Annotated in this window: 24 protein-coding genes, 1 riboswitch and 1 other annotated feature; of the genes, 15 read left to right on the forward strand and 9 right to left on the reverse strand. The window is 51.8% G+C overall.

Going from position 1 to position 25383, the window contains the following annotated elements:
- Positions 1-73 precede the first annotated feature (73 nt).
- Positions 74-865: a hypothetical protein gene (locus KNP86_RS14040; RefSeq protein WP_034780841.1), complete on the reverse strand. Its 792-nt coding sequence runs from the start codon at positions 863-865 to the stop codon at positions 74-76.
- Between the two features lie 140 nt (positions 866-1005).
- Here KNP86_RS14040 and KNP86_RS14045 point away from each other — a divergent pair, with 140 nt between their 5' ends.
- Positions 1006-1170 (forward strand): YycC family protein, encoded by a 165-nt coding sequence (locus KNP86_RS14045; RefSeq protein ID WP_021068148.1) that lies wholly within the window; start codon positions 1006-1008, stop codon positions 1168-1170.
- Positions 1171-1187: 17 nt separating this feature from the next.
- Here the strand turns inward: KNP86_RS14045 and pulA are convergent, their stop codons facing one another.
- The gene (pulA, locus tag KNP86_RS14050; protein ID WP_034780839.1) at positions 1188-3182 is read right to left on the reverse strand and encodes a type I pullulanase; all 1995 of its coding nucleotides are present in this window, start codon (positions 3180-3182) and stop codon (positions 1188-1190) included.
- A gap of 70 nt (positions 3183-3252) precedes the next feature.
- On the opposite strand from pulA, the gene KNP86_RS14055 reads away from it, so the two are divergent.
- On the forward strand, positions 3253-3744 hold the full coding sequence (locus KNP86_RS14055) for a YajQ family cyclic di-GMP-binding protein (protein ID WP_034780837.1): 492 nt from the start codon (positions 3253-3255) through the stop codon (positions 3742-3744).
- Entirely contained in the window at positions 3741-4319 is a 579-nt protein-coding gene (locus KNP86_RS14060; RefSeq protein WP_034780835.1) for a metallophosphoesterase family protein, read from the forward strand. Before KNP86_RS14055 ends, KNP86_RS14060 begins: the two co-directional genes overlap by 4 nt.
- 37 nt (positions 4320-4356) lie before the next feature.
- On the opposite strand, the gene argS is transcribed toward KNP86_RS14060, so the two are convergent.
- Entirely contained in the window at positions 4357-6039 is a 1683-nt protein-coding gene (argS, locus tag KNP86_RS14065) for an arginine--tRNA ligase (protein ID WP_034780833.1), read from the reverse strand.
- Between the two features lie 52 nt (positions 6040-6091).
- Positions 6092-6304: a binding site (T-box leader), on the reverse strand.
- A 152-nt stretch (positions 6305-6456) separates the two neighbouring features.
- Between argS and KNP86_RS14070 the strand changes: the two genes are divergently transcribed.
- The gene (locus KNP86_RS14070; RefSeq protein WP_034780831.1) at positions 6457-8136 is read left to right on the forward strand and encodes a GGDEF domain-containing protein; all 1680 of its coding nucleotides are present in this window, start codon (positions 6457-6459) and stop codon (positions 8134-8136) included.
- 95 nt (positions 8137-8231) lie between these two features.
- Positions 8232-8327, forward strand: a riboswitch (SAM riboswitch).
- A 52-nt stretch (positions 8328-8379) separates the two neighbouring features.
- On the forward strand, positions 8380-9681 hold the full coding sequence (locus tag KNP86_RS14075) for a Na+/H+ antiporter NhaC family protein (protein ID WP_034780829.1): 1302 nt from the start codon (positions 8380-8382) through the stop codon (positions 9679-9681).
- Between the two features lie 21 nt (positions 9682-9702).
- On the opposite strand, the gene KNP86_RS14080 is transcribed toward KNP86_RS14075, so the two are convergent.
- The gene (locus KNP86_RS14080; protein WP_034780827.1) at positions 9703-10353 is read right to left on the reverse strand and encodes a TVP38/TMEM64 family protein; all 651 of its coding nucleotides are present in this window, start codon (positions 10351-10353) and stop codon (positions 9703-9705) included.
- A 222-nt stretch (positions 10354-10575) separates the two neighbouring features.
- Here KNP86_RS14080 and trhO point away from each other — a divergent pair, with 222 nt between their 5' ends.
- The 4 genes from trhO (at position 10576) to ald (ending at position 14648) form a co-directional block, all read left to right on the forward strand.
- Complete coding sequence (trhO, locus tag KNP86_RS14085) at positions 10576-11517, forward strand: oxygen-dependent tRNA uridine(34) hydroxylase TrhO (RefSeq protein ID WP_034780826.1); 942 nt, start codon at positions 10576-10578, stop codon at positions 11515-11517.
- A 118-nt stretch (positions 11518-11635) separates the two neighbouring features.
- Positions 11636-12061, forward strand: a complete 426-nt coding sequence (locus tag KNP86_RS14090; RefSeq protein WP_131434844.1) for a divergent PAP2 family protein — start codon at positions 11636-11638, stop codon at positions 12059-12061.
- Positions 12062-12162: 101 nt separating this feature from the next.
- Positions 12163-13386, forward strand: a complete 1224-nt coding sequence (locus tag KNP86_RS14095) for a PucR family transcriptional regulator (protein ID WP_214755000.1) — start codon at positions 12163-12165, stop codon at positions 13384-13386.
- Between the two features lie 131 nt (positions 13387-13517).
- Complete coding sequence (gene ald / locus KNP86_RS14100; protein ID WP_034780820.1) at positions 13518-14648, forward strand: alanine dehydrogenase; 1131 nt, start codon at positions 13518-13520, stop codon at positions 14646-14648.
- 89 nt (positions 14649-14737) lie between these two features.
- On the opposite strand, the gene murB is transcribed toward ald, so the two are convergent.
- Positions 14738-15658 (reverse strand): UDP-N-acetylmuramate dehydrogenase, encoded by a 921-nt coding sequence (gene murB, locus KNP86_RS14105; protein WP_034780819.1) that lies wholly within the window; start codon positions 15656-15658, stop codon positions 14738-14740.
- Positions 15659-15812: 154 nt separating this feature from the next.
- Positions 15813-16463: a diacylglycerol/polyprenol kinase family protein gene (locus tag KNP86_RS14110; protein WP_214755002.1), complete on the reverse strand. Its 651-nt coding sequence runs from the start codon at positions 16461-16463 to the stop codon at positions 15813-15815.
- 149 nt (positions 16464-16612) lie between these two features.
- Here KNP86_RS14110 and KNP86_RS14115 point away from each other — a divergent pair, with 149 nt between their 5' ends.
- The gene (locus KNP86_RS14115) at positions 16613-17236 is read left to right on the forward strand and encodes a DUF1836 domain-containing protein (RefSeq protein WP_214755004.1); all 624 of its coding nucleotides are present in this window, start codon (positions 16613-16615) and stop codon (positions 17234-17236) included.
- 69 nt (positions 17237-17305) lie between these two features.
- On the opposite strand, the gene KNP86_RS14120 is transcribed toward KNP86_RS14115, so the two are convergent.
- Together KNP86_RS14120 and KNP86_RS14125 are read right to left on the reverse strand one after the other, a co-directional pair.
- A complete protein-coding gene (locus KNP86_RS14120; RefSeq protein WP_034780813.1) occupies positions 17306-17785 on the reverse strand; it encodes an LURP-one-related family protein in 480 nt (159 codons plus the stop codon).
- 217 nt (positions 17786-18002) lie between these two features.
- Positions 18003-18503 carry a restriction endonuclease gene (locus KNP86_RS14125; protein ID WP_233005248.1) on the reverse strand — a complete coding sequence of 167 codons (501 nt, stop codon included), beginning with the start codon at positions 18501-18503 and terminating at the stop codon, positions 18003-18005.
- Positions 18504-18622: 119 nt separating this feature from the next.
- Here KNP86_RS14125 and KNP86_RS14130 point away from each other — a divergent pair, with 119 nt between their 5' ends.
- On the forward strand, positions 18623-20797 hold the full coding sequence (locus tag KNP86_RS14130) for a PAS domain-containing sensor histidine kinase (protein ID WP_034780811.1): 2175 nt from the start codon (positions 18623-18625) through the stop codon (positions 20795-20797).
- Positions 20794-21864: an SDR family oxidoreductase gene (locus KNP86_RS14135; protein WP_214755006.1), complete on the forward strand. Its 1071-nt coding sequence runs from the start codon at positions 20794-20796 to the stop codon at positions 21862-21864. Before KNP86_RS14130 ends, KNP86_RS14135 begins: the two co-directional genes overlap by 4 nt.
- Positions 21865-21881: 17 nt before the next feature.
- On the opposite strand, the gene KNP86_RS14140 is transcribed toward KNP86_RS14135, so the two are convergent.
- Positions 21882-23261, reverse strand: a complete 1380-nt coding sequence (locus tag KNP86_RS14140) for a TrkH family potassium uptake protein (protein ID WP_052090266.1) — start codon at positions 23259-23261, stop codon at positions 21882-21884.
- Between the two features lie 153 nt (positions 23262-23414).
- Here KNP86_RS14140 and KNP86_RS14145 point away from each other — a divergent pair, with 153 nt between their 5' ends.
- The 3 genes from KNP86_RS14145 to KNP86_RS14155 all read left to right on the forward strand — a co-directional run bounded on the left by KNP86_RS14145 (position 23415) and on the right by KNP86_RS14155 (position 25279).
- Entirely contained in the window at positions 23415-23654 is a 240-nt protein-coding gene (locus KNP86_RS14145) for a hypothetical protein (protein ID WP_021068128.1), read from the forward strand.
- An 88-nt stretch (positions 23655-23742) separates the two neighbouring features.
- Positions 23743-24525 carry a flagellar motor stator protein MotA gene (gene motA / locus KNP86_RS14150; RefSeq protein WP_021068127.1) on the forward strand — a complete coding sequence of 261 codons (783 nt, stop codon included), beginning with the start codon at positions 23743-23745 and terminating at the stop codon, positions 24523-24525.
- Positions 24503-25279, forward strand: a complete 777-nt coding sequence (locus tag KNP86_RS14155) for a flagellar motor protein MotB (protein WP_214755008.1) — start codon at positions 24503-24505, stop codon at positions 25277-25279. Before motA ends, KNP86_RS14155 begins: the two co-directional genes overlap by 23 nt.
- Positions 25280-25383 lie beyond the last annotated feature (104 nt).

Consider the following 25383-nt stretch of genomic DNA (forward strand, 5'->3'; position numbering starts at 1 on the left):
ACTGTTCCCGTTTTTTTCGGGATTCACCAAGTCTTCGTAAAAAAATCCTGAACCATGGTCTGGTCCAGGAGCGTCAACGCTCGAACACTTGAAGCCAACTATGGCAAAAGCGGCGTGGCGTTGACAAGACGACAAGTCGGTCGCCCGGTTCGTCCAATAAGACGACTTTCAGTAATTCAGTTTCAGCACACACTTCAGACGAGAACACTTCGCGATCGCGTTCAAACAGTTGGAACGACGTCATCGATGTGATCGCGGTCGTCTCGCCGATTTGATCGACGATGGCCAGATCGCGGTCACCTCCGTATGGAATCATCCAAGACGCACTCGACGCAACATTCTCGACCACGAACTGTTGATTCGGTTCGTCGTACAGCGTCACGAGGCCCGGTGCCGTGAATCGTTCGAAATCATAGGTCGGCTGATAGGCAAGTTCGATGATACTCCCGAACTCGGGGACCTCTTCGTAGCGGCTATACCGGAACGTGTGGTCGTTCAAGTTCAAAGCGACAATGTCTGATTCGGCCGAGTAAAGAAACAGGTCGTCTCCTGACCAGTGGTGCAGGTTACTGAACCAATCGTCATGAAACGTCCGTGGGATCGGATGACGTTCCATCGTCCCGTTTGTTAAATCCATGACTCCGTATGTCTGTAAATCCCGAAACAGCGCGACGGCTCGTCTGCCATGAGGCTCAATATATAGTGCGCACGGTGCCCATTTCCACTCGAGTTCCCATCGGATTTGGAACGTCTCGTCAAAAAACAGAAAACCGGTTTGCGCCAAATACAACATCCATCCTCCACCAACGCGCTCCAACCATTCAACCGTTTGATGAAATTGATAGTCTGCTACTTGTTTGTACATTTGATCACTTCCTAGTTTCAGCTTAGCAACGCCCCACGCATTTTTCGATTTTGAATGTGTTCACAGAACACATTCTCCATGCGCCTGATTTTCCTGTATACTGGCATTAGCATACCCTGAATGTGAAAGGAGGAACCTCAATGCGCCCACTTCAACTCTCTCCCGAGACGGCGGTCGAGCTTGCTAAAAAGCTGAACGTTCCGCTCGAGGAGCTCATGCATATGCCAAAACACATCATCGTGAAGAAGATGATGGAACTGGAGGCAGCCAAAACTGAAACGAACGAGGAAAAGGAGACGGAATGACGTCTCCTTTTTTTTGGTTACTGCTGTTTGTTCTTGCGTTTTTTCGCGACGTACCAGAGACCAAGGATCGCAAGGGCAGCCCCGCCGGCGACCGCATATTTGCTGTAATCCGGGCGGCGTTCCGTCACGACGAGCGTCGAGAGCGGTGCCACAGTGACATGTCGTTCTTCAAGGAGTCGCGGCGCTGTCAAATTGACGGTATGGTCTTCAACGTGGACCTCGAACTTACCGGCTGGCAGCTTCACCTCGACCGCTTCCTCGAGCCCGTTATGGTAGACGAGGTGACGTTCGACATACCCTTCGACGTGGCGACTCAGTTCAAAGGCGATCACCCCTTCTTCTTCATCGAAGAAGCGCAAATGTTTGCGAATCTGCTCCGTGTTCTCGAGACGGAACAACGGATATTGTTTCCGCAGACTGATCAATCCTTTCACGTATTCGACGCTCGGTGTCTCCTGCTCGGCCCGTGTCCAGTCCAAACGGTTGACGACCTCACCCGAGTTGAAGCTGTTCTCGTCCCCATCTTTTGTTCGGAAGAACTCTTGACCGCTATGCAAGAATGGGATGCCTTGACCGAGCATGACGATCGTTGTCGCGAGGCGATGCCGGCGACGACGTGTCGTCTCGTCATCGTCCGGGTTCGTAACGGCGAGCTTGTCCCAAAGCGTCAAATTGTCATGACACTCAACGTAGTTCACGACTTGGTTCGGTTCATCGGCAAAACTCTGACTTGTCACCGCGCCGGCAATGCCGCGCTTGACGTCCGCCGTCATATCCGCGTTACCGCTGATCCAGCCTGGCAAGTCCTCGATGAACACGTCCCCACGGACGCCGTCGCGAATCGCGTCGTTGAACTGGGCGATACGTGGCATCTTATGGGCGTTATGCTGGTTCGCTTTCTTGCGGACCGAGAGCGGCGTGTCGAGATCCCATCCTTCTCCGGTGACGAGAATCGATGGGTCGATGCGATCGAGTGCTTTCCGGACTTGGTTCATCGTCTTGACGTCATGGAGCCCCATCAAATCGAAGCGGAAGCCATCGATCATGAACTCTTTCGCCCAGTATGAGACACATTCGACGATCAACTTCCGCATCATCGCGCGCTCTGAAGCCGTATCGTTCCCACACGCCGAGCCGTCGGCGAGCGTTCCATCCTCGTTCAAGCGGTAATAGTAATCGGGCACAAACTGACCGAGCGGTGTCGTCAATGCGTCATACGTATGGTTGAACACGACGTCCATGATGACACGGATCCCACGGTCGTGCAGTGCCTGGATCATCGCCTTCACCTCGATGATGCGAGCGGCCGGGTCATCGGCAGACGAGGCGTACGAACCTTCGACGGCGAAATAATGGACCGGGTCATAGCCCCAGTTATAATTCGCCTCGCTCTCACGCGACTCGTTCACCGAACCGTAATCGAAGAACGGCATGAGTTGGAGGTGTGTGACGCCGAGCGCGGTGATATAGTCGAGCGCGGTCGGATAACCGTTCGGCGTTTTCGTGCCGACCTCGGTCATCCCAAGGAATTTGCCACGATGCATGACGCCGCTGTCGGGATGGCTCGTCAAATCACGGACGTGCGCTTCATAAATGACCGCCTCTTGTGAAGAGTGGAAGAGCGGACGTTCTTTGACCCAATGGTCCGGGTTGAGCGCTGACGGGTCGAGCAGACACCCGCGCTTCCCATTGACACCGACGACTTTCGCATACGGATCGAGCGACTCGACACGTTTGCCTTCGACGGTAGCTTCAAACACGTAAAAATATCCTTCGAATGAAGCGCGGTCGAGTTCAAGGACCCACGTCCCTTTCTCGGCCCGTTCGAGCTCAATCCGTTCGAACTTTCGTGCCCGCGGCGTCCGGTATAGTTTTACGGTCATCTCTTCGGCGACTGGCGACCAGACCCGCAACCGGATGATATCACCTTTAAACGTCACCCCGAGGTCTTTGCCGTGATACGCCATATGGTCTAAATCTACATTTGTCTGTTGATCGATAGTATGTTCCATCTCTTTCACTCCTTCACTACTTCAAATCTGCTATCATTATAACAAAACCCTTGTAAAGGATGGATGAAACATGGCAAAAGACAATTCTTTTGATATTGTGTCAGAAATGAACCTCGAAGAAGTGAAGAACGCGATCCAAATCGCCGAGAAAGAAATTTTAAACCGTTACGACTTTAAAGGATCGAAGAGTGAGATGTCACTCGACAACGGCGACCTCGTCCTCGTATCGGATGACGACTACAAGCTCGAGCAATTGAAGGACGTCATGATCTCGAAATTGATCAAGCGCGGCGTGCCGACGAAAAACCTCGACTACCAAAAAATCGAGCGCGCCCTCGGTGGCACCGTCCGTCAGCGCGTCAAGTTGAAGAGCGGCATCGATAAAGACGATGCGAAAAAAATCAACAACGCCATTAAAGAATCAAAATTGAAAGTGAAGTCGCAAATCCAAGACGATCAAATCCGTGTGACGGCCAAGTCACGCGATGACCTCCAAGCCGTCATGCAGCTCGTCCGTGAGCTCGAATTGTCTGTCGATGCCCAATTTACGAACTACCGATGAAGCTCGCCATCATCAGTGACCCGCACGGTTCGTTTGATGATTTGAAGGCCGTCCTCGAGTCGGTCCGGCGTGAGACGGAGCATATCCTCTGCCTCGGCGATTTATATGAATGCCACATTGGCAAAAAGCGACGGAACGAACGGTTCCACGAAGTGTCCGACGTCGTGACGTACGATCCGGATTACGAGGCGCTGCTCACGTTCCCGAGCCTGCGTGGCAATCAAGAAGAACGGATTGACGAGGTGCTCGTCGTGTCGCATCCAGTTAAGACGCGGATTTCATTATTACCGGAACAGACGACGCTCGATGAGGCGTTGTTCTTGCATGGCCATCAAGTGAATTGGAGTCCGGACTGGGAACCGATTGTCGAGAAAGGCAAGTATCCGCTCGTCTTTATCGGCCACAGCCATATCCCGGGGATTTACCGGAAAGGCCGTTCGATTCCCTGGGAAATCGGGAAACCGTTCACATTGAAGAAAAAACGGTACGTCATCAACGTCGGCGCTGTCATCTTCGACCGGGAATGGTGTTTGTACGATACAAAAACCCGGACAGTCACACGAATGAAGGCATAGGAAAAGGGACCCCCTCAAAAGGGTCCCTTATTTGTGCTTACATTTCTTCTGGAGCTTGAACACCGATCAGACGGAGTCCTTCTGTCAATACGATCGTCACCGCTTTGACGAGGGCGAGACGCGACTGTTTACCAGCATCTTCTTCGAGTACACGGACATGGCCGTAATACTTGTTGAACGATTGCGCCAAGTCGAGGACGTAACGGCTGATGATCGACGGTTCACGGCGCTCATGGGCACGTGTGATCACGTGTGGGAACGCGTTGAGCATCGTCACGACGCCCCACGTGTGGTCGTCATCCGCACCCGTGAATGTCGAGCCGTCGTAGTTGCCCTTACGGAGGAGCGAGTTCGCACGCGCGTTCGTGTACTGCACGTACGGGCCTGTCTCGCCTTCAAACTTGAGCATGCTGTCGAGGTCGAACTCGATGTTGTTGATGCGCTCGTTCTTCAAGTCGTGGAAGATGACCGCGCCGACACCGACCATACGTGCCACGTCGTCCGCGTTCGCAAGTTCTGGGTTCTTCTGGGCGATGTTGCCTTGCGCTTTCTCGATTGCTTCTTTCAGCACTTCCTCGAGCAAGACGATGCGACCTTTTCGTGTCGACATCTTTTTCCCTTCTTGCAAAATCAAACCGAACGGCACGTGATGCATGCCATCGACGAAGTCGTAGCCGAGTTTACGGAGGACCGAGAACAACTGCTTGAAGTGAAGCGCCTGTTCGCCGCCGACGACGTAGTTCGCTTGGACGAAGTTATACGTCTCATGACGATAAACGGCCGCTGCCAAGTCACGTGTTGCGTAAAGCGTCGCGCCATCTTTCTTTTTAATCAAGCATGGCGGCAAGTTCTCGTCTTCGAGTGAGACGACCATCGCCCCTTCACTTTCGACGAGAAGGTTCTTCTCTTCGAGCATGGCGACGATGCGGTCCATCTTGTCGTTGTAGAACGCCTCACCGTGGAAGCTGTCGAACTCGACGCCGAGCAAGTCGTATACTTTTTGGAACTCTTTGAGCGACTCGTCACGGAACCATGTCCATAGCTCAGTCGCTTCTTCGTTGCCGTCTTCAAGTTTCTTGAACCAAGCACGGCCTTCGTCCTCAAGTTCCGGTTGCGTCTTCGCCTCTTCATGGAAGTGAACGTAAAGCTTCAACAATTCGGCAATCGGATGCTCACGTACCGCTTCCTCGTTGCCCCATTTTTTATAGGCGACCATCAGTTTTCCAAACTGTGTCCCCCAGTCCCCAAGGTGGTTGACCCCAACGACGTCGTAGCCGTTTTTACGGGCGATCTGGTTAATGGCGTTCCCGATTACCGTTGAACGGAGGTGTCCCATCGAGAACGGTTTGGCGATGTTCGGTGACGAGAAGTCGGTCACGATTGTCTCGTTGCGGGTTGCGTGCGTCGCATAGTCCGCTTTTTCGTCGAGCACCATGTTGATGATTTCTTGTGACACGACGTCACGGCTCAAGAAGACGTTCACGTATGGTCCAGCCGCCTCGACTTTTGTGAACAATTCATCGTTCAAATCGTTCGCGATATCAGTCGCGATCATGACCGGCGCTTTCCGGTAGGCTTTCGCGAGTTGGAAACAAGGGAAAGCAAGGTCCCCGTGTGCCTCATGTTTTGGTTTTTCAATTAGAGCTTCAATTTGGTCGAGCGTCAACTCGTCCCCGATGACACGGGACAAGGCTTCCGCATATTTGCGTTCATAACTCATTACAATTCCTCCTTATAAAATTTTCATAAAAAAAACGCCCTTTGCACAGATGCAAAGAGACGGGATGGCCCGCGGTACCACTCTTCTTGCCTGCTTGACGCAGACCGCTTTATCGGTGATAACGGGGGTCCCCCGGCTACGCCTACTAAGGTTCGGGCAGCATCTCAAAAGTGCGTTTCGCGATGTTTGTCAGCCTAGGCTCTCACCAATCCCTAGGTCGCTTTGTTGACGGAACGATCGTTACTCTCTTTTTCATCGACTTTCGTCTATGTGGTTGAAAAGCAATTTCATTATAGAGGATATTTCATATAGACTCAATGCTAGAATTCCGCCATTATGATGAATAGGCAGGACTCGGGCATGATTGTGCCGAATCTCCTACCATACATATCGAATTTTCCCACATAGGAGGGAACCATGAACCATTTTCGCAAGATGTCCGTCCTTGGTTGGAGCATATGGAGTGTTTTACTCATATCGACGATCACCTTGTTCGCCACAGGCGTATTGAACATACCCGCCATCGAGCCGTTGCCGTTCATCTTGATCGCGCTCCTTGTCATCATTTTTCAAATGGACTCCATCGAACGGAAAGGCGTCTACTTCACGTTTTCGGAAAGTATCGTCCTCATCATTTTCTTGTTTTTTGATTTCGAGACGGCGCTTTTCGTCAATCAGATTGGTCTCCTCGTCTTCCAGTTCGTAAACTTGAAACCGCGCGTCGCGCTTCGACGCTTCCGCTTCACGTATCCTTGGAACGCCATCACGTCTTTCTTGGAGATTGCCATCCCAGCCGGTGTTTACTTGGCACTTGGTGGTGTGACCGGTCTCGGCTTCTATTCTCAAGACTCGTTCCTGCCGCTCGCCGGTTTGATTCTGGCCATCATCTTGAACACGATCGTGCAAAAGTATCAAGTCGGTTGGTGGTTCCGCGTCGACATCCCGGTCCGCGATTTTCTGAGCATCGCGTTTTATACGTATATCGTCAGTCTCGTCTTCATTTTGGCGGCCTCGTTGTTCCGGGAGACGAATTTACTCGTCGTCAGCAGCATCGCTGCCGCGTTGACGTTCTTCATCAAGCGGCTCATCATCCAAAAAGGCCGGCAAGACGCCTTTAAATCGTTGATTGAACAGTATGACGAGGCAAAAGAAGCCGTGTCGTTATCGCAGAGCGAGGCGCAAGCCATCGAAGTGTTTCTCAGTCAATGTGAGCGGCTCAATCACTATGACGAAGGGTTCGTCGAGTTTAAACTGTTCGACCGTACCCTGTACTTTGATTTGAAGACGCGTCAGCCGATTGACCGTCACATCGTGTTCGATTTGCTCGATCACGCTTATCCGAACGAAGCCTCGGTCGAATATGAGATGCGCTTCGAATGGGACGCACCACTGTCGAACGAATTTGACGACGACTATCATAGTTTCATCTCGGTTCGGTCCGAGGAGATCGAAGGGATTCGCACGTGGCTCGTCATGACGGGTGAACACGTCTATGGGTATCCCTCGACCATCCAACGTGAAATCGTCAAACTTCTCAAGTCGTTCAACCGGACGATCAGCCGTTGCCATGAGCGCGACCGTCTTTACACGGAAAGTCGGACCGACAGCTTGACGCTGCTCGCGAATGCACGCGCGTTTTACGAATACGGGATTCAACAAATCTCGGACGGTTCGATGTATCCGATTTCGGTCGCGATGCTCGACATCGACTTTTTCAAAAAAATCAACGATTTGCACGGACATCAAGTCGGGGACAGTGTGCTCCAAGAGTTTGGACGGCGGATTCGCCAGGCACTCCGCACCGAAGATTTTGCCGCCCGTTACGGCGGTGAAGAGTTCATCTTGCTATTGAATCGTTGCGATGTCGAACAGGCAATCGAGATCGCCGAACGGATCCGGCAACAAATCGAGAACAAACCGTTCCACGTCGACGGAATCGATATCCCCGTCACCGCTTCGATCGGTGTCGACACGATTCAGGCGTTCGGTGACAAACGCCTCGACGATACGATCCGGAACGCTGACCGGGCCCTCTACGTCGGCGGGAAGTACGCCGGACGCAACCGCGTCGCCCATTACAATTTCTTAACGACTTGACTCACCCCCACGTTCACCGCGTGGGGTTTGCTATTGACAAGCGGATTTGAAACAGGTACGTTAGGGAACGTGTCTTATAACTAAATATCACAACTTTTTTATCAAGAGAGACTGAGGGACTGGCCCAGTGACGTCTCGGCAGCGGGTAACCTGTGCCAAATCCAGCGAGCAGTCTGCTCGAAAGATGAAAAAAGTGTTTTCTTGTAGAGAGAGCCTTTTTTCAGAAGGCTCTCTTTTTATTTTATGAATGAGGTGAATCGATTGGAACAACCGACAGCTAACAAATGGGCACTATTGCCTTTGCTCGTCTTCCTCGTCTTCTTTATCGGGGCAGGCATCTACTATAACGACTTTTATAAATTCCCGGTCCTGATCGCGGCGTTGATCGCGGTCATCGTCGCGGCGATGATGACGAAAGGCAGCGTCACTCAGACGGTCGAGCGTGTCGCCCAAGGCGCGGGGAACCCCGGCATTTTGATCATGGTCTTCATCTTCTTGCTCGCCGGAGCGTTCTCGAGTGTCGCCGAAGCAATCGGCGCAATCGACGCGACCGTCAATGCGGCGCTGACATTTTTACCGTCCTCGCTTCTACTGAGCGGTTTATTCGTCATCGCGGCTTTCATCTCGATGGCGATGGGAACGTCGACGGGCACGATTGCCGCCCTCGCCCCGATCGCGCTCGGTATCCACGAAGAAAGTGGCGTCAATATCGCCATCGCGGCGGCTGCCGTCGTCGGTGGTGCCATGTTCGGGGACAACTTGTCGTTCATCTCGGACACGACAATCGCTGCCGTCCGGACCCAGCGTACCAATATGCGTGACAAATTCCGAACCAACTTTTGGATTGTCCTCCCGGCCGCCATTATCACAATCGTCCTCTTATCGGTGTTATCGAGTGGAGAATCGACTGTCGATGCAGCCACGTTCGAATGGTATAAACTCATTCCATACCTCGCCGTCATCGCTCTCGCCTTGACCGGGTTGAACGTCATTCTCGTTTTGCTTGGCGGGATTGCCTTGACCGGCATCATCGGTTTGATCGATGGGAGTTTGGCTGTCACTTCATACGTCACGGCTATGGCAGACGGGATGATGGGTATGGCCGAGATTTCGCTCTTGACGCTCCTCATGGGCGGACTCGTCGGACTCATCTCGCATAACGGCGGGCTCACTTACTTGCGTGACGCGCTCACGTCGCGGATTCAAAAACGTGCCGGTGCCGAATGGAGCATCGCCGGGCTCGTCAGCGCGACGAACGTCGCGACGGCGAACAACACGATTTCGATTCTCGTGGCCGGTCCGCTCGCCGCCAATATCGCCGACACGTATGACATCGAGCGAAAGAAATCAGCGAGTGTGCTCGACATCTTCTCGTGTGGCGTCCAAGGCCTGTTGCCTTATGGGGCACAGCTGCTCATCGCCGCCGAATTGACGAATACGGCGTCACCAGCGCTCGTCCCGTATATGTTCTATCCATTCCTGCTCTTCATTTGCGGAGGGCTGGCCATCGTCTTTAACTTCCCGCGTTTCAAAAAGCGCGCCTGACCAAAACGACCCTTTGAAGCACTAGCTTCGAAGGGTCGTTTGACGTTTCGTTTCACGTTCACGTTGAAGTTGTTCGTTGCGTTTTTTGAAGGCGCGCCGCTTGAGCAATTCCTCGAGGCCACGGCTGATCGCCCAAAGAACAAACAGTAACAGTCCAAGCATCGATAAGCGGAACGGACTTTGAATAAACTCTTCCCACTGGTCACCAATGACCGAAAAAATCAAGACGACAAGCAGTTTCCCGAACCCCGCCGCCATGATGAATGTCCGAAGCGGCATTTGAATGAGGGCAAGTAAGTATGTGATCAAACTGACCGGGATGAACGGGAGCGAATATAAAAACCCAAGCGAGATCGGGCTCATATGGTTGATGCGTTCCAGCCAATATACCCCTTGTTTATGTTTTTCGAGCCACCGTGTCATCGGTTTACGGAATACGTAACGGACGGCTGTAAAGACAAGAATCGTCCCTAGTAAACTACCGACCCAAGACAATAACGTCCCGAGCAAGAACCCATACGTGGCCGCGTTCGCCGAAATGATGAGGACGAGCGGAAGAAATGGAAAGATCGCCTCAAGGAACGGCGCCCCTAGTCCTGCCCATGGGCCTCCCGGAAGCTCTTGCAGCCATTCAATCAGTTGGATAATCCATTGTTGGAGTGATGTGAGCATATCAGTTTCCACCTTCGACTTTCATTAATACCTTTTACCCGATTTCGCTCAGGAAGACGCATCCCCCTGCACGCCAGTAAAAAAAATAAAAAGTATTTGCGAAATTTCGCTGTGATATCTATCATATAATATGGACTTGTGGTTGCAGGCAAGTCCGCTCGTCGAACGACACAACCCAACGTTCGTTTTCCTGCAAAAAACTGAACACAGGGGAGTAATAACATGGAAACAAAACCAATGCGGGTCTTGCTGTACTATAAGTACGTCAACATCGAAGACCCAGAAACGCTCACACAAGAGCACCTCAAGTATTGTAAGGACCTTGGCATCAAAGGACGGATCTTGATTTCTTCCGAAGGAATCAACGGAACGTGCTCTGGGACTTGGGAACAGACCGAGCAATACATGAACGACTTGAAAGCGAACCCGCTTTTCAGCGATATCGAGTTCAAAATCGATGAAGTCGAAGAGCATGCGTTCAAAAAAATCTTTGTCCGTCATAAGAAAGAGCTTGTGACGTGGCGCTTTGATGGTGAGTTCGACGTTCCTAAACAGCACGGTGCGTACCTCGAACCGGCAGAATGGAAAGAGATGATGAATCGCGACGATGTCGTCATCCTCGATGTTCGTAACAACTACGAGTACGATCTTGGTCACTTTAAAAATGCGATCAAAATCGATGTAGAGGCTTCTCGTTACATGCCAGATTGGCTCGAAGAGAACAAGGACCTCTACGAAGGGAAAACCTTACTCACGTACTGTACCGGAGGCGTCCGTTGCGAGAAATTTACCGCATATATGCGTGACCAAGGTCACGACAACATTTTCCACCTAAAAGGCGGCGTCGCCATGTACGGCAAAGACGACGCCACGAAAGGCGAAAATTGGGAAGGCGAGCTCTACGTCTTTGACGAGCGCATCAACGTCCCAGTCAACACGGTCAATCCGTCGGTTGTTTCCGAATGCATGCACTGTGGGACGAAGACGGTCCGTTACGTTAATTGTGCCAACCCGGTGTGTAATGCTCAACACTTCTGTTGTGAAGAGTGTGAACCGAAACAAATGCGTTCATGCTCGAAAGAGTGCCAGGAGCATCCACGTAACCGCTATATCATCGAGAATATCGCGGACAAACTTCAGGAGACTGAAGGCGTCGTCGGGTAACAAAAATCGACCGAGAAGCACTTCGAGCCTAAGCTCGAGGTGCTTTTTTTTGACAAAAACTTTACGTCTAGTGCCTGAGAGAATCGGGTATAGTGTAGATACCATTGTCAGACAGGAAGTGAATCGATTGCTCTTTAACGAACCTTTACTCGCCGCCTTGCTCGCGTGGTTCATCGCTCAAGCGGCCAAGCTCGTAACCGAACTCATTAAAACACGAGATTTTGAACTTGAAATCATGTTTGCCTCAGGTGGGATGCCAAGTTCCCACTCCTCGACCGTCGTCGCATTGACGACCGTGATCGGGCGTATCGAAGGACTCGACTCCAGCATGTTCGCGCTCGCCCTGATTTTCGCGACGATCGTCATGTACGATGCGACCGGTGTCCGACAAGCGGTCGGGTTCCAAGCCCGTTTGTTGAACGACTATTTCAAAGGTATCAAACATGAGACACCGATTTTAAATGAGTTGGTCGGTCACACCCCGTTCCAAGTCATCGTCGGTGCCCTGCTCGGTCTCGTCATCGGATTGTTTTTCCCGATTTAAGCTGAATTTTAGAGGCATGTCGCCCCTTCTTCTCAAAACACTCCATCTTTTTGTGAACTTTCACAACAGAGACGGTATAGTGAGAGAGAGGAGGAATCGACATGCCTTTTTTGCAGAAATCTTATGAATCGCTCGATACGCTCGCCGAAGCAATCGGACAAGCGATTCGGGCCCCGATCACGATTGAAAATCGCCACCATCAGTTGCTCGCCTACAGCACCCACCCCGACTCGACCGACCCGGCCCGCATCGCGACCATCATCGGCCGTCGTGTGCCGGAAGCGGTCATCGAGGACTTATGGGAAAGTGGAATCCTGCAAGAAGTGATCGACCGAGACGAACCGGTCGTCATCCCAGCCCGGGTGGCTGTCGGTTTAGGCGAACGTGCCGCTGTCGTTATCAAACAACAGGACGATGTGCTCGGTTATATTTGGAGCCTCGCCCGAACGACCCCGTTCTCGGAACAAGAGCTCACTGTGTTAAAAGAAGGCGCGAGCATCGCTAAAAAATTGCTCATGACCATCGCCATGCATGAGCGGCGCATCGATGCCGAGCTCGAGCGTTTCTTTTTAGAAGTGTTGGCCAGCCCCAATTTGTCGCCCGCTCATCGCGATCGTTTGAACGAACTCGCCCCGATTGCTGTCGCCAGCCGACTCACCATCATCGAGTGCAGCCAACCGATCACCCCACAGCTGGCGGAGCGATTGTTTTATGTTCTCGCGACCCAACAAGCGATCGAGGTCGTGCTGCACGCCATCGATGGTCAACAGCTCCTCGTCTGGCATTATATGAAATCGGAGTTAGCCGAGGAAGAGACGGCACTTTTGCAGTGGGCCAATCGCTTCGAGACACAGCTCCGAGAGAAATTCACGGAAGTCGATCCACGTTTAGGCGTCAGCCGTCGTTTCTTTGAGAGCGACATGCTGTATGCCGCGATGGAAGAAGCACGACAGGTCACGTCGCTTCGTCGGAAGTTCCCCTATGAGCTTGCCGCGACGCACACGTTCGAACAAATCGGGATTTATCAGCTCGTCCCAGATCTCGCTCGCCGAATCGGGCTTCGGCTCGAAACGCATCCGACCATCGAGCGTTTGCAGGCATATGATGTCGCCCATCATACCGAGCTCGTCACGACGCTCGAGTGGTATTTCTATTTTGATGGGAACGTCAAACGCGTCGCCGCCCATCTTCACATCCACCCGAACACCGTGCTCTATCGGATTCGCCGCATCGAGGAACTGACGAATATTACGCAAGTCTCACTGCCCGAACGAGCCGCTGTTTACCTCGCCATCAAGGCAGGCCAATACCGACAAGATGATTGATGCCCGCTTTGTGATTTTTCACAAAGTGGGCATTGTCATTTTTAGAATCCATGCTAAAGACAGCGTTTTCGGATGGGTCTATACTAGAGGTGTGAACAAATTGTGTCAGTAGAGAGAAAGGGGAACTTTACATGAAAATCGGGGTATTGAAAGAAATCAAAAACAATGAAAACCGCGTCGCCTTGACGCCGATGGGTGCAGCCGTATTAACTGAGCTTGGACACGAGGTTCTCGTCGAGACGGAAGCCGGTGTCGGGAGCGGCTTCACGAACATGGAGTATGTCGATGCAGGGGCGACAATCGTCGACACAGCCGCAGACGTTTGGGGAAACGTCGAATTAGCGTTGAAAGTAAAAGAACCGCAACCGTCTGAATATCGTTATTTCCGTCCGGACTTGACGCTCTTCACCTACTTGCACTTGGCAGCCGAACCAGAACTCACGAAAGCACTCGTCGATTCAGGCGTGACGGCGATTGCTTACGAGACGGTTGAAATCGACCGCACGTTGCCGCTCCTCACACCGATGAGCGAAGTGGCTGGACGAATGGCCGCTCAAATCGGGGCCCAAATCCTTGAAAAACCGCACGGTGGAAAAGGGATTCTCTTGTCAGGCTTGCCTGGCGTACCACGTGCGAACGTCACCGTCATCGGGGGAGGTGTCGTCGGGATGAACGCAGCCCGCATCGCCATCGGCCTCGGTGCCAACGTCACAATCATGGACATCAGCCCAGCCCGTCTTCGCCAAATCGACGACCAATTCGGCAACACGATCAATACGCTCATCTCAAATAGCTACAATATCGCCAAACAAGTGGCTGACAGTGACCTCGTCATCGGTGCCGTCCTCATTCCAGGCGCGAAAGCACCGAAACTCGTCACAAAAGAAATGGTGCAACAGATGTCACCTGGGTCGGTCATCGTCGACGTCGCCATCGACCAAGGCGGGATTTGCGAGACGATCGACCATATTACGACGCATGACGCACCGACGTATGAGCGCTACGGCGTCCAGCACTATGCCGTAGCCAACATGCCAGGTGCTGTCCCACGTACGTCGACGCTCGGTTTGACGAACGCGACGATGCCGTATATCGTCGAGTGCGCTCAAAAAGGGATTTTCCCGGCGCTTCGTGAAAACGCGGCGTTACTCAAAGGCTTGAACGTCATCGACGGGACAGTCACGTATGAGGCTGTCGCGCGTGACCTCGGCTACACGTTCGTGGCGCCTGCTGAAGCGGTCACAAAACAATTACAAGCGTAAGGACCAAACCGACAGAACTATTCTGTCGGTTTTTATGTCGTCACATCATCAAAAAACGCTCGAACCGGTTGGTTCGAGCGTTTTCGTGCTTATGCGTTTTCGACGGCGATATCCTCACCAATGATTTTGACTTCTGGTTCAAGCTCAATCTCGAACTTCGCCTTCACCGTCGCTTGGACGTGACGGATGAGCGAGATATATTCAGTCGCCGTCGCTTCATCGATATTGACGATGAATCCGGCGTGCTTGAGCGAGACCTCCGCCCCGCCAATCCGCTTCCCTTGTAGGCCGCAGTCTTGAATCAATTTACCGGCAAAGTAACCAGGCGGTCGTTTAAAGACGCTACCACACGATGGGTATTCAAGCGGTTGTTTCGACTCGCGCTTGTGCGTCAAGTCATCCATCACTTCTTTGATCGCCTCATAGCCGAGCGGCTCGAGTTCGAACGTCGCTTCGAGGACAATCAGCCCGTCTTTAGAAACTCGGCTCGTCCGATAATCGAGGTCGAGCTCTTCTTTCGTGAGCGTCATGAGTTCGCCTTCTGGTGACAAGACGACCGCGCTCGCGATGACGTCTTTCGTCTCTCCACCGTAGGCGCCTGCGTTCATGTAGACTGCGCCACCGACCGTCCCCGGGATGCCACAGGCGAATTCTAAGCCTGATAGTTCCTCGGTGAGCGCTTGGCGTGACACATCGATGATGGCCGCGCCGGCTTGGGCGATCAATTGATTCCCATCGCGACGAATCGTTTTCAACTCGTTCAAGTTCAAGACGATTCCGCGAAGGCCGCCGTCACGGACAATCAAGTTTGATCCAAACCCGAGAATCATGAACGGGACGCTCTCGCGATGAGCAAGTTCAAGCACGGCTTGTACTTCCTCGTACGTGTGCGGGGCCACGAAATAATCGGCCTTCCCGCCTAATTTTGTATACGTGTGTGCCGACAGTGGTTCGTCTTGGTTGACGCGATCGGCCGGAATGATAGTAAGTAGTTGGTCTAAAAAGCTCATGCGTTGCCTCAATCCTTTACGTTCTATTTTAAGCATGCCTCGGTTCGTCAAGAGAGAGGCAAACACGTCACTGAATGATTTCAGTACGAAACACAGTATACAAATCTTTGACAGGGGTGACAAGCAACGTTTTCTTTACAATGAAGCAATTAGTTTATAGCAATAATGATGTAGCCACTGCCACTACGATAGGAATTGTGAAATTATCCCAGTCCCGATACGAAATCGCTTCTGTCAACGTAGCGATAATGGAAATAATGAATCCATATGTTACCACTTGCCAAAGTGGAACATCATTCCACAAAAACAATAAAAAGAGGACAGCGTACGAACTGAGGAACATGGCCATGCTCCCTTGAAACGAGCGTTTCTGTCCGTATAAGTCGTACGTCACTGTACCATATTTACGTCCAATCAGAGCGGCCAACCCATCTCCCCACGCCAAAACGAGCGATCCGGCCAAAAAAGCGAGCGGCTCCGATTCGAAGAAAAAGTACAGGATGACGAGCAAGGCGATCGGATAATAGACGGTACCGAGTGATTTGCGCTCCGTCTGGTGGACCGGTGACGGACTCTTATAAAGAAGCAACGCGTTCGCAAACGTGAAGAAGACGAGCGGGACGGCTGCGACGTACCAAGTCTCCATTAACCAGACTGCAAGCAGCGACCAATGGCCGACCGCGATATGTACACTCTTTCGAATTGTCTCATCCGTCCAGCCGAGGCGTTTGCCAATCTGTTCAAGACCGACGAGAAACACCAGGACAATGACGATGGACAGGATGGAACTGACCCATTCATTCATCGTTGGACCACCTTTATCTACATTTTTTTATACGTTTCCATTATACCTTAATCAGGCGATAGCCTAGCTTCCTTTTCAAACATTTGGTAGAATGAGGTCAAATGACTGTATAGCCAACGGACGTAGGTGGCTATAGAAAGGATGCCTGTATGCGCGACGCAATTTCGATTCAAACTTTGGCTGATTGCCTTCATTATATGCGGGTTGGCGACGTAGACCGGGCCATCTCTCTCTTCCCAGAGGACGTGCGTGAGCATTTCCCGAAAGAACTTCGCAAAATTCATTTGTTTCATATTGAAAAGAACGGATTGTCGATCAATCAAATCGTTGCTTTGGCGAACACGTTGACGGGGGAACACTTATCCGCCACCACGATCCAAAACTGGACGAAACGAGAGGTCCGGAAAATCATCGGAGTGCCCCGGGTCGGTAAAAAATACTCGCTCCAACAAGCGGCCATCATTTATTTACTCGATGATTTGAAGCACCTGTTCTCGCTAGAAGAGACGAGTTCGCTCCTGGCGCTCATCTTCAACAACCCTGACCGTGATGAAGACGACCTCATCTCACCGATCGACTTTTATCGTCTCTACGCCGAGTACGCCAAATCGACGAGCCCGATCGAGCTCCTCGACACCCGTGCGAAGCGTTCGATCGAGAAGATGGGCTATACCCATCCGAACATCTTGCACGTCCTTAAACTCTGTTTATACGCGCACCGCGTGACGACCCTCGAGATCGAGGCCAAACATTATTTGAAGCGCTTCATTTGACCACGTCGAATGGAGCTTTTTTTCATAAAAAAAAACACCAGTCGCCGTGACTGGTGTTCGTCATATTGGTCACACCGATACCGCGATGGGCATCCGTGATTTTACTGTCAACGTTTTAAGGACAGACAACAACTCGAACATCGAGAGTTGGTCGGCCTCTTTCGTCAAACAGAAGCAGTCATCCTCTTGTTTGCGGAGTTCCGCCACAAGCTTGCCTGCTTTGTCTCGAACGCTGAACTTATAGCGCTCGACATCGTATTGAATCGTATAGAGACCGCGTTCATAGACGTTGTACTCACACTTTTTCCCGAATAACGAGAATTTGTCCTTCAACTGACCAATCGCCTGCCCGTCGTGGTTCATGACGACCCACTTTTGACAGTTCGGGATGTACTTCCCGTGAGCGATTTGACGGCCTGACAAGTTGTGCACTTGAACACTGCCCTCCGCGTCGCGGTGAACAGATCCGATCGCATCATTTGTCTCGTCATAAATGGTTGCTTCGCCTTGCGTAAAGACGCAACCTTTTACATAAATTAATTTGCGCACCGCTTTTCCTCCTAATACGTTCCAACCTTGGATTTGTGTGTGTTTGGTTGGTCTTTCTATGAAACCCCCAAATTGGTACTGCTAGCCGCCTTTTCTCGTTTCAGCGACTACATATTTCATATGACGAAGATGATTATTGCATCGATTCATGAAAAAGACAACCCCTTTTTCTTCGACACAATCCGCCATTCTGTCAAAGTTGTGAACACGCCTGATTTTATCGCTTAAAACCGGCCTCTTTTAGCAACTGTTCGAGCTCCATTCTTGCAATCAGACGAACTTGATTCGGTTCCGCCAATTCGTACGCACTATCGGTATACGATGAGTTCGTCACGACCCAGCCCTCGTTCACGCCATAGTATGGAACAGACGCCGCGACTTGCTGGACGGCTTCGAGTCCGACCGCCTTTTCATAGCGTTTCGCTTGGACCGCGATCGACCATCCATCTTCTGCTTCAAGGAGCAAATCCGCCCCGAAATCACGTGACGCCGGGGTCACCGTCACGGTATACCCGAGCGCGGTGAACACTTCCTCTAAAAATAGTTCAAATTCTCGGCCGTCCATCCGGTCGATGCGGTGGATCGTCGAGAGACGCATCCGCCAAATGAGCCAAAGCAGGCCGACTGCCACGCAAGCGATGATGCTCCAAATCGGTGCATCCCACCACCATAACCCGAGGGCAATCATTAAGCTGAGCCCCATTCCTTTCACGTCCATCGTCCTCTCTATGTGTTCTTATCTTCACTTTACCGTTTGAAGGCAGGAAAACAAAGGGGGAGCTGTCGAATGTATTGAAGATGTACCCGTTTGATATAGAGAAGGAGGGATCATCGTTAATGGAGAACCGAGGACATCTCCAAAGCGAACTGCTACACGCCTTACCTTACGGTGTAGCGTTAATCACGACGGATGGGACAATCGTCCAAGCAAACCGTCCGTTTTTAGAGCAATTCCCTGAAGACTTACAAACGCGATCAAACATCTTTCATATGGTCAACCAGTCACCGATCACGATGGAGCTGTCACGACGGATGGAGCAAGGACTATCTTGGACGTATGAGATGCCGACGATCCGGATTCACGCCATCCCCAATGGTGACGTCTACATCCTCTCAATCGAGCCGCTCCCGCTCGATACACGGGTGACGGTACAACATAACGCGTTCGAAGCCATGATGCACACTGAGCTTGATATGGCGATGATCATGACCGATGCCAATCTGTTGATCAATCGCTTCAATAAAGGGGCGACCGAACTGTTCGGATATGCGCCGCACGAAGTACTCTATGAAATGACCCCGTTCGGTCTGTTCGAGTCAAGAGAACTGAGCGAGAAGCGGACCCACTATCAAGACGAAACGGAGCGGCTCTTGTCATTCGAACAGATGCTTCGTGTGGCGTTAGACCGAGGCGACCGTGAATGGAAGTTCCAACGAAAAGACCGGACCCATTTCGTCGGAAAACTGTTCATGCACCCTGTCTATGAGCAGGCACGCGTCATCGGCTTTTTCTTTTTCGTGTTCGATGTCAGTCCTGAGATCGCCTTGAAAGGCGAATTGCTTCATAAAGAACAACGCTATCGCATGTTTGCCGAATCAGTCATCGAAGCTGTGCTATTCCATGAAGGCGGGACGATTTTAGACGCGAACAAGGCGGCCGAGACGATTTTTCGCATCCCAGCCGAACAGATGGTCGGCCGTCAAACGATTGAGTTCATCGCCGAAGGCTACCGGGCCGATGTGTTGCGACGCATTCGCAATCATATCCAGACACCGTATGAAGTCATCGGCCGTCGCGAGGACGGGACGTTCCTCGAGATGGAAGTGTACCCGAAAGAAGTGACGTTCCAAGGTCAGACGCTTCGTGTCGCCGTCATGCGCGACATCAGCGACCGAAAGAAAGTCGAGCGCATGCTCGAGCGGGAGAAGAACGCCATCGCCCGGCAACGGGATATCATCCAATCGATTTTACAGGCGTCCAATGAAGCGTTCGTCTTGACCGAATCGAACGGCAGCGTCCTCTTCATGAACGTGCACGCCCGTCGTCTGCTCGATTTGCCGGGTATCGCCCCGAACAAGATGCAAGAGCGAATTCCGCTCCTGACGACGTTCCGAGCGCGTGACCGCACCGAGATGTTGAAAAAAATCGATTTGTTGCTCGACGGATCGGCGCGAGAAGTGTCAATGCGCTTCTCGATTCCGCAACCGAATGATCGGGACGAGCAATATTACGAGATGTATGGGACTGGTATGGATACGAAACGCCAAATCGGAATGGACAGTGGGTTCTTGTTTGTGTTTCGCAACCGGACCGAAGAAGAACGGATGGACCAAATCAAAAACGAATTGGTCAGCACCGTGTCCCACGAACTGAGAACCCCGCTCTCGTCACTGTCGGGATATATCGAATTGATGCTCACTCGCGACTTGAACCCCGAAAAGCGTGAGCGCTACTTAAAGACGATGGCGAAGGAAGCGAAGCGTTTGACCGACCTGTTGAACGATTTTCTCGATATTCAACGAATGGAAGACGGCAATCAAGAGTATAAAAAAGACCACTTCATCTTGAACGAACTCGTCCGCGATGTTGTCGAACGCTTCCGCGAGACGAGCAATCACTCGATTCATTTCGATGACGCCGATGAATCGCTTCACCTCATCGCCGACAAAGACCGCATCGAGCAAGTCATCATCAACCTGCTCTCGAACGCGATCAAGTACTCGCCTCATCACCACGAAGTCGAGGTACGGGTCCGCCATGAACGTAACCAAGCCCACGTCTCCATTCAAGACTTCGGCATCGGGATTCCCGAGCATGCGTTCGAAGAGTTATTCAAAAAGTTTTATCGCGTCGACAACTCGGACACACGTCAAATTGGCGGGACGGGTCTTGGGCTGTCAATTTGTAAGGAAATCATCGAATCACATGGCGGTAGTATCGAGGTCGAGTCGAGCGTCGGCGTCGGCTCGACATTCACGTTCACGTTGGACTTAGCGGAGGAGACATTATGAACCATTACGCTTTCACCGGTTTCCCCGGCTTTTTAGCCGGAAAGATGATCACGCACCTCGCAACCTTGCCGAATCAAATCGGAACGATTTACGCGCTCCATCTCCCGACCGAACGTTCCGGGGCACTCGCTTTAAAACAGGAGCTGTTGGAAGCGACATCGTTACGAGATGACCAACTCGTGCTCGTCGAGGCCGATATCACGCTGCCTGAAGTCGTGCTCGACCCGATCATGCGCTCGGTCATCGAACGTGAAGTGAATTACGTGTTTCACTTGGCCGCTGCGTACGACTTGAGCATCCCTTATGATGTCGGGTATCGCATCAATCTGCTTGGGACGAAACACATCACCTCGCTCGCAAAACGGGCCCCGCACTTGAAACGATACGTCTACTTCAGCACCGCCTATGTGTCCGGACGCCGTCAGGGCACCGTTTATGAGAACGAGTTATGGCACCGTGTCCGCTTTAAAAACCATTACGAGGCGACGAAGTATGAAGCCGAGGCCATCGTCTCGCGGGAGCTCGGTTCGATGCCGGTGACCATCATCCGTCCCGGCATCGTCATCGGCCATAGCGAGACCGGCGAGACGAAAAAGTTTGACGGGGTCTACTTCGTCTTGAAGCTGATGGACCAACTCCGCCAAGCCGCCCCGCTGCCGTACATTGGACGACAGAATATCGAAGTGAACCTCGTCCCGTACGATTATGTCGTCGAGGCGACCGCTTACCTCGCCCACGCCCCGGTCGGTTTAAAACGGACGTTCCATTTGACGGACCCGTTCCCACACGGCGCACGCGAAGTGTACCGGATGATTCATGAAGAGATGTTCGGTCGTCCTCCACGCGGGACGATTCCACATGCGGTCGCGGAGACCGGATTCTCGGCACTGCATCTGTCGGAACGTTATGGCGTTCCGGGCGAACTACTCGCCTATTTCAAACATCAAGTCCATTTCGATACGACCCAGACGTTGCGGGCACTGGGCGGGACGGACATCGTCTGTCCTGACTTGAAAGACTACTTGCCGAAGGTCGTCGCCTATTACGAGACACACAAAAAGCCCTGAACAGGGCTTTTTGTGTGTCATCCGATTAACAACTTCTCTTTTGGATAGCGAATCTTCCGGTCCATTTGTCGCGCGACCGTGAATAGAATCGTCAACGAGCCGACGCGGCCGAGCAACATCATGAACATGATAAAGCTTTTTCCGGCATCGTTCAGTTCCGCCGTGATTCCGAGCGATAGCCCGACCGTGCCGAACGCCGAGACCGTCTCGAATAGGAGCGCGGTCGCTGAAATGTGGCCGTTCGTCAAGATGGTCAGTGCGGTAATCAATAAAATAAAGATGAAACTGGTGATGGCCACCATATACGCTTTTTTGATTTGGAACGCGTCAATCGTCCGCTCCAAGATGACCGTCTCCTTTTTACCAACGATGAACGCCCACATATCCGCCAAAATGACAGCCACGGTCGTCACTTTAATCCCGGACCCTGTGGAAGCGGCCCCTGCACCGATGTACATGAGAATCAAGACGACACCGATCGACACAGGCGCCATCGTCGAGATGTCGACCGTGTTGAAACCGGCCGTCCGTGTCGTCACCGCCTGGAAGAAAGTAACGTGCAACGCTTCACCGAACGGGCGTCCATATAAACTCCCTTCCGTCGACACCCATTCAAACAGCATGAGCGCGAACCAGGCAATGCCGTTGACGATGGCGAGTGACGCAATCATGATTTTCGAATGCAGCGCGAGCCGTTTCCAGCGCTTCACCTCGGTCGCGTCTGCAATCGTCGTGAAGCCGAGCCCTCCAATCATCAAGAGGACGGCAATCGTGATGACGATGGCCGTATTCTGTTCAAATTGCATCAAACTGTCTGGCCAAAGGGCAAACCCCGCGTTATTGAACGCTGATACCGCATGGAAGAAGCCATAATACAATGCCTCGCCGAAGCGATAATCACCGGTGCTGTACAGTTCGAACGTTAAAAACAGCATGCCTAGAAACTGAACGATCAGTGTCGTGAAGACGATGTTGCGGACGAGCCGGACCGTGCCGCCAGGCCCCGACAAGTTGAGCGATTCTTGAAGGAGAATCCGCTGTTTCAAGCCGATTTTCTTCCCGAGCACGCTGAGTAACATGAGAGCGACCGTCATGAAGCCGAGACCTCCGATTTGAATCAAGGCGACGATGACGAGCTCGCCGAACGTGTTGAAGGAAGAGCCGATATCAATCGTCGACAACCCGGTCACCGTACCGGCCGACGTGGCGATAAAGAGACAGTCAATCCACGACACGGGTTGCGTCTGTGCAAACGGCATGTAGAGCAGGGTCGCACCAGTCAAGATGGCGAGTAAAAATCCAGTCGCGATAAAACGGGCCGGCTTTTCAAACACGAGCCGGTAGAGCGCTTCAATTCGTTTTATGCGCATTTCCCGCACGGTCAATCGATGTCGCATCTCGCTATCTCCTTCAGATCTAGTTTTCTAAGGCTCATATTACTCCTCACTTTTAAAATTGCCAACTAGAAAAATGTATCGCTAACTGTTTGTCGATTTTTTTGGTAATATGAGAGATAGACTTTAAGAATGTTGAGGAGGTTGAATGAAACCGTGGACCCTAGTACGGTAGATCATTCGCTAACGGATGTCTCGCGAAGGTTGGAGCGTCAGTCACAATGTATGCCCGCCCATCTTTATTTCCAACTTGAAGAACTGCTACATTGGTCACTCGATCAAGAAGTTGTGAATCAATTGTACGCATTATTAAAAAAATACGACGTGTTAACCGATATAGAGCGTGAAGAACGAAATATCAGCATTCAAATGCTGATTGACGAAAACGGCGCTTAACCATCGGGAACGCATTTGCGGGAGACGAGTTAAGTCTCTCGCTTTTTTTGTCTCCTGATTTTTTTTTAGAAAGGTGGAAAACATAGACATGGATGTCGTCACGTTAGTAGGACTCATACTTGGGTTCCTCACCCTCGTCGGAGGGATGGTATTGAAAGGAGCCGGGATTGCCCCGCTCATCAACCCGGCAGCACTCGTCATCATTTTTGTCGGGACAGCGGCCGCAGTCAGTATCGCCGTCTCCAAAGAACAACTGCAAAACGTACCGAAGTTGTTCGGAATTCTCTTCAAAAAGCAGGAGTTGCCAAGTAAATCCGGGCTGTTGACACAGTTCGTCGACTTGTCGACGCAAGCGCGTAAAGAAGGACTCTTGTCGCTCGAGACAGCGCTCGAACAAGTCGAAGAGCCGTTCTTGAAACAAGGGATGATGATGGTCATCGACGGCCAACCGTCCGAATATATCGCCGAGGTGATGTCGCGCGATATCGAGAACATGGAGCAACGCCATAAAGCGAACTCGGACATCTTTACCCAAGCCGGCACGTATGCGCCGACACTCGGGGTTCTCGGAGCCGTTATCGGGTTGATTGCGGCCCTAAAAGATTTGTCTGATATCGAAAAGCTCGGTCACGCGATTTCAGCCGCGTTCGTCGCGACGTTGTTCGGGATTTTCACAGGATACGTCCTCTGGTTCCCATTCGCCAATAAATTGAAGCAGTATTCGAAGAGCGAGGTCATCATCAAAGAGATGATGATTGAAGGGATTCTCTCGATTCAAAGTGGGGAGTCTCCGAAGACGTTAGAAGATAAATTGTCTGTGTATTTGTCTCCAAAGGAGCGAGCCGACTATGAAGCGCAAAAAGAAGCATGATCATGAGGAACATATCCCGGAAGGTTGGTTAATCCCGTACGCCGATTTATTGACGCTCTTACTCGCCCTCTTCATCGTCTTGTTCGCCTCGAGTAACATCGACCAGACGAAGCTCGAGAAAATGTCTCAATCCTTTAATCAAGTGTTCTCTGGCGGGACGAGCGTGTTCCAAGCGTCGACCGCCTCGAACAGTGACATCAGCCGTACGAACAAGACAGATACGACAGCGAATCCTCGGACATATGAGCTCGCCAAACTGGATGAGTTAAAAGAAGAGGTCAATCAATACATCAAAAAGAACGGGCTCGAACAAGAGATTGAAGCGACCATCAACTCGAGCGGTCTCGTTTTGACGATTCAAGACCGAGCCTTGTTCAGTATGGGGGAAGCGACGCTTGACGCCGAGGCTAGAACGGTGGCCGGCTCGATTAGCGGTATCCTGGAAAAAGCCGGTAACCGTGAGATTGTCGTATCGGGTCACACCGATAACATCCCGATCAACACGGCCCGGTTCCCGTCGAACTGGGAACTCAGTTCAGCCCGGGCCACGGCCTTCATGCGCGGTCTGTTGACGAACGATGCTTTGAACCCTAGCCAGTTCACGCTCGCTAGCTACGGAGAATACAAACCGATTGCGACGAACGACACCGAAGCAGGGCGCTCGAAAAACCGCCGGGTCGAAGTGTTGATTAAACCACTCGTCGATTTATCAGAAGGCTCACCGAAGATGCTCGAAACGATCGTCTTACCATAAAAAAAATCCCACTCTGTTTAATCTGTACCCTATGTAAAGGACATTTTAAAAAAAGATCACGCTGCTTGAAGGAGATGATTCCTGTACTGTACAGGAGTCATCTT

It is taken from the genome of Exiguobacterium sp. s16 (assembly GCF_018618115.1).
Classification (GTDB): Bacteria; Bacillota; Bacilli; order Exiguobacteriales; family Exiguobacteriaceae; genus Exiguobacterium; species Exiguobacterium mexicanum_A.